Source organism: Shewanella sp. Isolate7, assembly GCF_022398425.1.
In the GTDB taxonomy this organism is placed as follows: Bacteria; Pseudomonadota; Gammaproteobacteria; order Enterobacterales; family Shewanellaceae; genus Shewanella.
The window spans coordinates 30,807-41,907 of the sequence record NZ_JAKEVJ010000041.1; the positions used below are offsets into that span (position 1 = coordinate 30,807).

The 11,101-nt window shown below is 48.3% G+C and carries 10 protein-coding genes and 2 pseudogenes; 8 read left to right on the forward strand and 4 right to left on the reverse strand.

From position 1 onward, the window contains the following. Positions 1-4: 4 nt before the first annotated feature. Together L1D47_RS11865 and L1D47_RS11870 are read right to left on the reverse strand one after the other, a co-directional pair. Entirely contained in the window at positions 5-868 is an 864-nt protein-coding gene (locus L1D47_RS11865; RefSeq protein WP_239885067.1) for an HlyD family secretion protein, read from the reverse strand. 12 nt (positions 869-880) lie between these two features. Continuing rightward, positions 881-1,093, reverse strand: a complete 213-nt coding sequence (locus L1D47_RS11870) for a DUF1656 domain-containing protein (protein ID WP_239885069.1) — start codon at positions 1,091-1,093, stop codon at positions 881-883. Positions 1,094-1,314: 221 nt separating this feature from the next. On the opposite strand from L1D47_RS11870, the gene L1D47_RS11875 reads away from it, so the two are divergent. The 3 genes from L1D47_RS11875 (at position 1,315) to L1D47_RS11885 (ending at position 5,376) form a co-directional block, all read left to right on the forward strand. Next, positions 1,315-2,223, forward strand: coding sequence for a LysR family transcriptional regulator (locus L1D47_RS11875; protein ID WP_239885071.1), 909 nt, complete (start codon positions 1,315-1,317; stop codon positions 2,221-2,223). Between the two features lie 249 nt (positions 2,224-2,472). Then, positions 2,473-4,119: a hypothetical protein gene (locus L1D47_RS11880; protein WP_239885074.1), complete on the forward strand. Its 1,647-nt coding sequence runs from the start codon at positions 2,473-2,475 to the stop codon at positions 4,117-4,119. An 87-nt stretch (positions 4,120-4,206) separates the two neighbouring features. Then, on the forward strand, positions 4,207-5,376 hold the full coding sequence (locus L1D47_RS11885; protein ID WP_239885076.1) for a BamA/TamA family outer membrane protein: 1,170 nt from the start codon (positions 4,207-4,209) through the stop codon (positions 5,374-5,376). Positions 5,377-5,580: 204 nt separating this feature from the next. On the opposite strand, the pseudogene L1D47_RS11895 reads toward L1D47_RS11885, so the two are convergent. After that, positions 5,581-6,063 (reverse strand): annotated as a pseudogene (locus L1D47_RS11895) (IS4 family transposase); the annotation flags it as partial. A 351-nt stretch (positions 6,064-6,414) separates the two neighbouring features. Between L1D47_RS11895 and L1D47_RS11900 the strand changes: the two are divergent. From L1D47_RS11900 to L1D47_RS11920, 5 genes are all read left to right on the forward strand, one after another. Then, positions 6,415-6,972, forward strand: a complete 558-nt coding sequence (locus L1D47_RS11900) for a GNAT family N-acetyltransferase (RefSeq protein WP_239885078.1) — start codon at positions 6,415-6,417, stop codon at positions 6,970-6,972. Between the two features lie 141 nt (positions 6,973-7,113). Continuing rightward, on the forward strand, positions 7,114-7,671 hold the full coding sequence (locus tag L1D47_RS11905) for a cysteine dioxygenase (protein ID WP_239885080.1): 558 nt from the start codon (positions 7,114-7,116) through the stop codon (positions 7,669-7,671). A gap of 686 nt (positions 7,672-8,357) precedes the next feature. Continuing rightward, on the forward strand, positions 8,358-8,672 hold the full coding sequence (locus L1D47_RS11910) for a hypothetical protein (RefSeq protein WP_239885082.1): 315 nt from the start codon (positions 8,358-8,360) through the stop codon (positions 8,670-8,672). Between the two features lie 278 nt (positions 8,673-8,950). Continuing rightward, on the forward strand, positions 8,951-10,468 hold the full coding sequence (locus tag L1D47_RS11915; RefSeq protein ID WP_239885084.1) for a hypothetical protein: 1,518 nt from the start codon (positions 8,951-8,953) through the stop codon (positions 10,466-10,468). Between the two features lie 93 nt (positions 10,469-10,561). After that, a complete protein-coding gene (locus L1D47_RS11920; protein ID WP_239885086.1) occupies positions 10,562-10,756 on the forward strand; it encodes a hypothetical protein in 195 nt (64 codons plus the stop codon). Positions 10,757-10,868: 112 nt separating this feature from the next. Here L1D47_RS11920 and L1D47_RS11925 read toward each other — a convergent pair. After that, positions 10,869-11,101 (reverse strand): annotated as a pseudogene (locus L1D47_RS11925) (IS4 family transposase); the annotation flags it as partial.

An 11,101-nucleotide genomic window follows, 5' to 3' on the forward strand; every position in this document is an offset into this window, starting at 1 on the left:
CACCTTAATGTTTGTGGAGTTTAACCGATGCAGTCATTCCTACCCTAAGCTGGATGTCCTCGGGAAGATGATCGAGTTTAATCTTGACCGGAATGCGCTGTGCAAGACGGATCCATTGGAAACTGGGATTCACGTTGGGTAATAGTGCGTTGCCGGTGCTTCCGTCAGCTTTCGCTATTCCAAAGCCAATACTCTGTATTTTGCCTTGCAGCACGTGGTTCTTGTGCATCATCAGGGTGACTTCTGCCTTGTTATTGACGTCGACATCGTTAAGATCTGTTTCTTTAAAGAAGCCTTCAATCCAAAAACTGGATTCATCGATCAAGGCTACCACAGGGTTGTTGGCAATAACCTGTGAGCCGACGCGATAGTTAAGGTTGGTAATATAGCCGTCTGCAGGCGCAGTTACCTTGGTGTACTGAAGATTTAATCGGGCTTCTTCTACCTGTGCCTTGGCCATTAATAGATTGGCCTTGGCCGTGTCGATGGCATTTTGCAGGTTATTGAGCGTCAATTCAGATTGTGCGCCTGGAGTGAGCTTCTCAAGGTTCACTGCACGATGGGCCTCGTTGTTTGCCTTATCGAGCAATGTTGCCGCCTGTTTCTCATTGGCGATAGCCTTGTTCAAACTGGTTTGATAGAGACTAGGATCAATTTCGAACAAGAGAGCGCCGCGTTTGACCTGGGCGTTGTCTTCGACCTGCATCTTGATGATTTGTCCTGTGACCCTGGGGGTCACTTGAATGACATGGGCACGGATTTGTCCATCTCTGGTCCAAGGGTTTTCTATATATGTCTGATACTGGCTATACAGAGTCGCACTCGCGGCTGTCACGATTAGCAGTGTGAGCAAGTATTTTTTTAACATCTTGATACCTATTTAGAAAATGGAAATAAACTGGCTAATCACGCCAACTAAAATGATGGTGATGGCTAGCTCTGTAAGCGCTGGCGCCACAATATATTTGTGCCAGCCGAGCTTGACACCAATCGTTGTAAAAACGCTGGTAAGGACGTAAGCCATTACGCCAACAAGCAATAAGGGCGGGAAATAGACATCACCTAATGCTATTTCGTGGGGCATGATGTTCATCTGTAGTTAGCCTTATGTAGTGACAGCGATGTTTTACCTTGAGTTAAAGGTAAGCTTTCTTCTCTAGGCTAGAGATGTTAGTGCGGTGGCGGGTGGAGCGGTAATCGTGTTTGATGGATTAAACCCATCAAATTAGATCAACAAACCTGATGGGATATGCTAGCTTAGCGCAATGATCAGGCCTTTTCAGGCCATAGGTGTCGGGTATTTTAAGGGAGTAGATGATGAACTTCAGCTTAGAACAACTTCTTGCCTTTGTTACAGTTTATGAGTTTAAGTCTTTTAGTAAGGCCGCAGTAAAGCTGGATAAACATCGCACCACCATTGGCCAGGTGATCACTAACCTCGAAGACCAACTGGCGATCACACTGTTTGAGCGGATTGGTCGATCAGTTGAGCCGACTCAGGACGCCACCTTGCTGTATCACTACGCAAAACAAGCCATAGAACAGACCCGCACTTTCGATCGTATGGCCTTAAGCTTAAGTTACGGTGGTTTGGAGTCTATCACCATTGCCTACGCGAGCTTTATTCCTCAGCATGTGCTTACAGTGATACGCAGGGCGCTGATGCAAGATTTTCCTTATATGAGGGTAAATCTATTGGTTCGCTCGAAAGCTGAGATCAAGAAAGGCATTCAAGATGGTTCGATTCATTTCGGTCTGGTGAATGTGTTCGAGAGCAAGGTGGTTAACAGTATTGATGCATCATTGCTACGCAGCATCCCCTTTGTGCCTTATGCCAGTAAAACTAGTGAGCTCGCTGGTTTGCCACCAAGTGAAACTTATATAGCATTGAAATCCACTCGCCAGTTTGTGCTTAAGTCTATGATTGATGACGATATGTCAAAGCGGATCCTTTTATCATCATATTATGAAGTAGTTGATCAGCAGCAATTAATTATTAGGATGGTACAAGAAGAGTTAGGCTGGGCATTGTTGCCGCGAAATATTACCAATGTTGAATATGATTCTGGTGATATTGTTGAGATTGAGCTCGATCAGTCAAAAGATGCCATTCAAGTTCCTGTATCATTATGGTGTCAACATTCGAAGCAGGTGATGCAAGTGAAAAAAACTATTTATAGTTGCCTTATGGATTACCTTAAAGCGGTTGATAACCTGTACTAGTTAGCCTTAATCGACAAATTCTGGCAGGTCATTGGTTTGCCTTTAGCCTGCCTTCCTCCCCAGCTAAGCAAAAACCGACATTTCCTACTGTTTGTTTAGACTGCTTAAACCGCGTCTTGTGCTTTATGAAGGGTTTCATCCTTCATAGGTGATTATCTGTCTCTAATCGTCGCGCATAAAATCTATCGGTAATCGAGGTGCTTCCCCTATGCACCTTGCACACCTTATCGATTTAGAAGTGACCAGACGATGGAAGCATTACAAGACATTTTGAATATATCTGCCTATTTAACCATTTTGATCACCCTGATCTTGGGTTATCTGGTGGGTAAGATAAGGCTGGGCCGGTTTCGTCTGGGCAGCATAGCCGGCACCTTGCTGGTGGGCATGCTCATTGGTCAGGCGGAGGGCGAGGTCGCGCCGTCCATCAGATGGGTCTTCTTCGGGATCTTCATGTATCTGGTGGGGTACCAGGGGGGATACCGTCTCATCAACACGCTTAAGCTGCGCCGAAGATCGATATTGGTGGCTAGTATGTCGATGAGCCTGATCGCCATAGTGACCTTGGCCCTTGCCAGCTGGTTGTTTGACCTGAATCTATTCATGGCCATTGGCATGACGGCTGGAAGTTTTGTCCACCCGGAAATTCTCAGTGAGGCCAGCGAAGTGATCGGTCAACTGCCGGGATTGACGGAAACGGCTAAGCAGCTTGCCCAGCACCAGGTGCATTTAGGCTATATAGCCACTGTCATATTTGGTGTGTTGGGACCTGTGTTGATGATCGCCTGGCTGCTGCCGGCCGCCACGGCGCGAGCGTTGGGGGACACGGCCACACGTCATGCTATTGATACCAGAAGTAATATCGTCAGACGTGTCTTTCAGGTCAATGCCGACAGTACCGTCGTGGGTAAGACTCTGGCGCAGCTCAATGAGCCCTCTATCGATACTCTCTTTGCGCTAACGCGAGCCACCACAGGTGCTAAGTCGGCCGAGGATGCGCCCATTGTTGCAGGCGATAGGCTTACGATTACCGGATGCCACAATGCCTTGTTTTACTTCGATGACAACCTCTTAGGCACTGAGCTGCCCTGCGATCTTGAACCTGATCGCAGCGAAGAAAACCATTTGATCTTGATGCATGGACAGCTTGTCGGCCAGTCGCTGCACCAAATTAAAACGGCGATCAACCGAGGTGGCCAGAGAGCCGTATGTATCACGGCCGTGTTCAGAGACGAGCAGGCCCTGGAGATCACCCCAGAGCTAGTGGTAAACCGCGATGATATCTTGCAGATCACTGGGTGCTCCGACGACATACAGGCCATAAAACAAGATGTTGGCCAGGATCTCCCCCATCACGGGGGAAACCAGGCGCTCTTCGGGCTGGGCCTGGTGGTGGCCTATCTCATCAGCCTCTGGCATCTCGATATCGGCGGCCTGTATCTCTATTTCAGCATGGGGCTGAGTAGCCTTGTCTCGGGTATCGCTGTGGGCTGGGCCTGCCACAGGGTCAACCCGCTGGAGCTGCTGCCCGAGAATACCAGCAGTTATCTGCGTAACCTGTTGCTACTGGCGTTTACCGCGGTCACCGGCCTCTATTACGGGCCGCACATGCTTGATGCCATACGGGTGAGCGGCATCCAGGTCTCCCTGATTGGCTTCTGCGTGGTGCTGATCTCCCAGCTGTTGTCATTTTGGCTAGCCTTTTGGATTTTCAACCTAGACCAGCCAGCCAAGCTGATGGGGCGGGTCGCCGCTCATCGGCATTGGGGGGCAGAGATGGCTGCGGGTTATCGACAGCGAGCCCTCGACGATACCTTTTATGCACTGACTCTTTCCTACATCACATCAAGCATGTTGATGATGATTGTCGTCTCGGCGGTGCTGCATCTGTTTTGAGCATAGTATTTATTACTTAGTACTTAGTGCCACATCCGTGTGGTGAATAGCAGAGTTCTTTTTCAAATAATTTAGTGAGTTACAACCATGATAAGAAAACTACTTTACTGTGCCTTGCTCATGGCATCGTCACAGGCCGTCGCCGATAGCAGCTACTTCTTCGATGAGCAGGATGGTCAGCTGGACCTTGGTCGTCATCTTGCCGAGAACGCCTACGGCTTTCTGCCTATTCCTGTGGTGATCACCGAACCCGCCATCGGCGTGGGGGGAGGATTGGTGGGCCTGTTTCTCCATGAAACCGAGGAGGAGAAGGCACTACGCATGCAAAAGGCCCGCGAATCGATAGAGGGCGGTGCCCAGCTGGTTCCGGCCGCCATGACACTGGTCGGTGCTGCGGGTACCGAAAATGGTACCTGGCTGGCGTTTGCCGGTCATCGTCACTCCTGGTTGAAAGACAGTATTCGCTATACCGGCATTGCGGGTGTTGCCAATGCCAACCTGGATATCTACACACGTCTTGGTGGGCTTCTGCCGCCTGAGCATGCGATTCAGTTCGATACCCAGACCAAGGCGGTATTCGCGCTACAGAAGGCGCAGTTTAGGGTGGCCAATACGCCCTTGATGCTTGGGGTTAAGCAGATTTGGAGTGAGTCGAGCGTTTCCTCCTCCGATCCCATCGTCGATTGGATCTTGCAAAACCGCCTCGGAGACACGAGTACCACCTCAGGCCTGGGGCTGGTGGCCGAATACGATACCCGGGACAACATGTTCTTCCCTAAGAAAGGTTATCAGCTGACGAGCGAGTACATGGTGTTCGATGAGGCTATAGGATCTGATGTTAATTACCAGACATTGAATGTGAGTGGTGAGGTTTATGTGCCGATCACTGAACATTGGACCTTCGCCGCCGCGGCAAGCTTTGATGCCCTCTATGGTGATGACAATGAGTTGACGCCTACGGCTAAGCCATTTGTGGACCTGCGCGGCGTGTCGGCGTTTCGGTATCAGGGCGATAAAGTGGCGACCGTGCAGTCTCAAGTTATGTATCACTTCGATCACAGGTGGACTGTGTCTGGCTTCTACGGCTATGGCCAAACCGCTAACGACTCCGGCCACGACAACCAAGATTCGGTCAACGCCTACGGCGTAGGCTTTCGTTATCAGATTGCCCGCCGCTACGGTATCCACATGGGCGTCGACCTGGCGAGAAGCGGCGATGACAATGCCATCTACTTCAAGCTAGGTTCAGGCTTTTAGGCCTTTGCCCCAGATGCCCAGGCCGAGCAGCAGGGCGGTGATCACTAGCGGGCCACCCAGTTGTTCGCTCTGGCTCACCAGTGCCAGACCGAGTGCGATCATTAGGTAATAGAGCAGGCCGAATAGGGCGCCTGCGGCCCCGGCCTGAGCCCGATAATCGACCAAGGCCTGGCTGAGGATGTTGGGAATGGCGATACCGAAGGCGGTCACTATCAGCGGGGTGACGTTTGCAGGTAACACCCTATGAAGCTCATTGAGAAACTGATTATGAGCAGTTTGMGTTCCTTGCAGCGCTAAGGGAAATGTTCGCTCATAAAGGGTGATTGAACGCCCCTTAATGGCGATAGAGGCCCTCAGGGCAATGAGTTCGCGCCCTTCACGCATATCAGACCAATCCACCAAAACAATGGGCATGGTGTGCTGTGTCAGTAACCACTTAGCATGCCATTGGTAGACCGCTAGTCTCTCGTGATGAAGATGATGGTTGCCGAGCAACCTGTCGATACGCTTAATCGAATGTTTGGTTTGCGCATGAGTTCCATCAATATGACGACCTAAAGCGGTCAATGTAAGACGGTCTGAATCAATGAGAGCCCGGCAGGCAACCATGAGGGTATTTAGACGCTTTTGGTGAATTTCTGGGCAATGTTGATAGAGGGATTGATGTAAGATAGTTAAYGCTTGCACCTTGGAAGTCCGTGATTGGTTTTTATTTATCAGATCACATTCCAAGGTGCAAGTTCACTCTAATCTCATGATTTATCTCAAAGTTATCAGGGGATTCCTCAGCGCTCCACGGCGATGTCCTGTCGCCGAGGGCCAAAAGCGTGCTTACACTAGATATCCATCGTCTCTTCGATTTAGCGGTTTTTGTTGCCGTTGCGGATTAAGTTTTACTGGTTTCGGTAGAGGGAGAGCAGTGTGAAGGTTTGTGGCGGTTGTGCTTGCAAAGGGGGGAGGCAGGAGTAAACTGGTGGGCCATCTGCATGGGGCTGGGTGATAACCCTTATTTCACTTGCTAAGGATTGCGTCTCTCCTATGATGACTGAATTGACTACCACTCGCACCCACATAAGGCTTCTATCTCACGACGAAGCCGAACTGCTGCTGCGTTATTATCTTCAAAACCGTGAACATCTGGCTCCCTGGGAGCCGGCAAGAGAAGATGATTACTTTACGCTAGCTAGTGCCCAGTCTGTTGTGGTTGCAAATGCCCGTCTGGCTGAGGCCGGACTGGCCTTCAAATTCGCCATTTTCAACCGAGAGCAAACCGACATCATAGGGCTGTGTAACATCACCAACCTGGTCATGGGTGTATTCAAGGCGGCTAATCTTGGTTACTCGGTAGCCGAGCGTTATCAGGGCCAGGGCTATATGACCGAGGCTCTGAGCGCGTTACTCGACTGGGTGTTTGACGAGGTGGGGCTGAATCGCGTGATGGCCAACTATATGCCGCACAATCTAAGCAGCGCCCGCTTGCTTGAGAGATTGGGATTTGAGCGTGAAGGTTATGCTAAGGCCTATCTTAAAATCGCCGGTCAGTGGCAGGATCATGTTTTGACCGCCAAGTTGAATCCGAAGCGGGATAGTGTCTAGGCGGCTTCACCTCAGCAGTCCCATCCGCTGGAATTGTCATTCCTCCATCTTCTGGTTTGCCTTCGACCTATTACCTATTTATCGCCTTAAGTAGATCGCCTAGCCTTGATAGGCTCAAAGGTGTTTCAGGGGAGATTCGTGATGGAAAACAGGGCCAGACTGCAGGACTTTATTCACTCCTTCACCCAATTGATTGAACGAGTCGGCAGCGATGAGGCGAGTATCTTTACCGACGGCAAAGCGCTGCTGTCCACGCTGATTGGCCATGATGATTGGTTACCCCATGAGTTTGCTCGGCCCAGTCCTGATAGCTATCGGCAGTATCGGCTCTACTGTGATCCTTTGAAGCGCTTTTCTGTGGTGAGTTTTGTGTGGGCGCCGGGGCAGACCACGCCAGTGCATGACCACACAGTGTGGGGCATGGTCGGCGTGCTGCGCGGCGCCGAACGCTGCGAGGAATATGAGTTAGACCCGGAAAATGCCTGTCTGCGGGCAACCGGTAGCCATGAGTTACCCGTTGGTGCTGTTGATCTGGTGTCACCCCGCATCGGGGATATCCATAGGGTATCGAATGCCCTCGAGGACGGCGTGTCGATCAGTATTCATGTCTATGGCGGGAATATTGGCGCGGTGCAGCGCCATGTCTATGATGTCGATACCGGGGTTAAGAAGCCGTTTGTTTCGGGATATTCGAATTAAGGGGGGGGCGTCGGTAGTTAGATATTGTTGCATCCGAATGAGTTGGCATTTGGTGGGGATTTGAAGGTCGAACCTTCATGGTAACCTATCACCTGCGGTGAGCTGATATGCAGATACTGCTGTGACACGCTGTAAAGCCATCCTTGGCCGCTCTACGGTTTCATCCCTGAAACCGAAGGTCACAGCCGTATCTGCACTCGATATCTAACGTCTCTTCGATTTGACGGTATTGAGTGTGATGGAGGAGCTAAAAGCTGCCCCAAACTGAGTTAACCAGTCGTCGGTGGATCAGTATCTAACAGACTTTCTGGCCTAGCAATTTTCATCGTTACGCCCGTGTGATGTAATTCGCTATTCCCATAAAAAACTGGATAACTATACAGTCATATTAAAATCATAAGGATTTTGAATGATTTTTCTCCTGTATTTGTGCGCATTTTCTCATTCCGGCATAAATAAATGCCCTTAAAATTAACCACTTAAAATATTCATTAAGTAGATAATAGGTTTGGAAAACGCGCATGCGCGTTTTTCCAGATGGTATATTGGGAAAAATGCTGATAAGTTCATTATATACAGATAGTTAGCTGTGCGCGTTTTCACTGGTCCAACGAGGTAAACGCGCATGCGCACTAATAAAATGTTAAATTTTTGCCCAGTCATCGAGACCAGTCTAAGGATACAAGATGTTAATATATGTAAATCAAATTAAGGTTAATGGATCTAATGCTCTTGATAGTACCTTAAAAACTGTTGCAGGGTGGTTAAAGGAACTAACGAAAAGACACTTTACGCCTGAAGAGCTGAAGATTTCAGAAGATTATATTATTGGTCGGCAAAAAGTTAGAACCTACAACGCTTCCCAAGCGGAACCCTTTCTTTATTCCATATTGTTTTCTAAGGAAGGTGCGAACAAGTCGTCGCACAGCTCTGGCTTTGATAGCAGCGACAGTTCAAGGCATTCAACTGAGGGCATGCCGAGGCCTGCTGAAGTTGAATAACGCCGAAATGGTGTTGCTATCAAAGCCCCGCAGGGCGAGGCTTACAGCGGTATTTGCTGCGTTACAGTTCTTGCGAAGGACTAGGGCCATTCGCTGCAAACTGTGCCTTGCATCTATCCACTTTAAGCACACGCAGAGCAAGCACNGCACAGCTCTGGCTTTGATAGCAGCGACAGTTCAAGGCATTCAACTGAGGGCATGCCGAGGCCTGCTGAAGTTGAATAACGCCGAAATGGTGTTGCTATCAAAGCCCCGCAGGGCGAGGCTTACAGCGGTATTTGCTGCGTTACAGTTCTTGCGAAGGACTAGGGCCATTCGCTGCAAACTGTGCCTTGCATCTATCCACTTTAAGCACACGCAGAGCAAGCACGGGACTTATTCGCACCTTCCCTAACCCAGACTCCGATGTTCATGGTCGCCAATGGATTACAGAAATTGGTATCAGGGTGGAATCCGATGGGGTGCTTTTTACAACTCTTCTAGAAACTAGCGATATTAGTACACAGGTTACTGATATTCCTCAATCATCAAGACCTAAAGTCGTCAAATACCTCCAGAACAACTGCAATATTTCAAAAGATACTATCGGTCTAGGCCTCAAAAATATTAGCAACGATGAAGAGGTGTTTAGAGCCCTTCTTGCTGAACTAGAAAGGCCTGAGCGGAAACACCCGGTTGTGCTTGTTAGTTGTGATTCAAGTGGTAAACCATTGCTCAATCCACGAAGTTTACAAGAGCAGCTTATAGGATTAGCGCAGGTTGTTGTATGTGATCAGTCTGTTGATAGTTGGGAAATGGAAAGAGCCTTGGGTAGGCGTTATTCTGCTTGGGGTGGCGCTATTAATGTCATTTTTCCAATAAGAAATAGGTCCGTTTGCCCGAGAAGGCTACTATTAGTCGAACACCTAGAAGAGCTAAAAAGTAATGATAAATATCTAATTGGTGAGCTTTTATCTATTATTACTCACACTACAAATGGGTATAGAAAAAGGCTCCACTTTAGCCCAACAGATGTCCGAGCAAAACGGCAAAAAGACCACAGAGAGTTTCTCAAACAAAAGTATAGTGAGCTTCAGCAATCTGGTGATTATGAAGAGCTTTTGAATGAGGCGTTTGAGCAAATAGATTCGTATGACAGTACGATTGAAGCGCTCAAGGACGAGCATCAACAGATAGTCGACTCGTTCGAAATGGAAAAGATGGAGCTTGAAGACACAAATGAGGCATTAACCGAAGAAATCAGGTCAAATAGCTACACTATTTCAGAATTAAAAAGACAACTAGGGAGTACTAATTCTGGAGATCAGGTATTAGATGCCGAGTTAATTCAGATTCTATCTGAAACATTAACTTATGACCCCAACCCGGAACAATGTTTGATGTTAGTTGAGGCCATGTATCCATCTAGAATTGTAGTGCTTGATAGTGCTTTAACATCAGCAAGGGATTCAATTTCATTCAAACAAGGCCGCAAGCTTATTGGTCTTTTGTTTAAGTTAGCAACAGAATATATTGATATTTTGTCGCAAGGAGGTGACTCGAAAGCAAAAGATATCTTTGGAAAATCTTATTCAGCCAATGAGTCAGAAACAGTAGAAAAAAGCCCAGAACTAAGTAAGTTCAGACAGTTTACTTACAATGGTGTAGATACATATATGTTTAAACATTTAAGAATCGGCGTTGCGGACAATATCGCAGAGACTATCCGGGTGCACTTTCATTGGGATAGTGAAAAATCAACTATTGTCATAGGCTATTGTGGTCCTCACCTACCTATCGGGTCTAAATCACATTAAATTTAACAAGCGCATGTTGTCGGACTGGTTTTCCGCTGCGCTACAAACCAGCCGTAAATGCGGGCGTTATGTAATCTGAAAATCGGAGGGTAGATGGATAGCAGAGGGTTGTTAGGTATCTATATTGGTTTCGCAGCGATTTCGTCTGCGGTACTTAGAATTCCGTTAAAGAGTGACTCTGTTGCTGCGAACATACTTGTCACGTTATTGGTGTTTACGACTGCTTTATTTGCTTGGTTGTTTCATAAAGAAAAACGCAGCAGCCGTGCAGATTATGATTTAGATTGAATAGGTTTGATTATAGCGCCTAGCAGGTATGCTTCTAGTTGCTTAAGTTCGCCCCGGCCACCAAAAGTGTGTCCTCTGTCGGACTGCCTACGCTTCGCTCTGTAGGATCCCCTCATAATTCATACCCCCAGCAGCCGTAAATGAGTGATAACTCAGCCAGCTTCCTGGCAGCATGGAGTAGGTCATCGGCTGACATTGGGTATCTGTCTCGTCGTCGCATCAGCTCTTTTCCCATCCGCACTATCGATAACACATTACGTTTCTTCACCGTATTGGCCTGGAAATGTCGTTGCAATTGCTTCGCTTCACCAAAGAGTCCCACCCACCAAAATGCCAATTGCACCA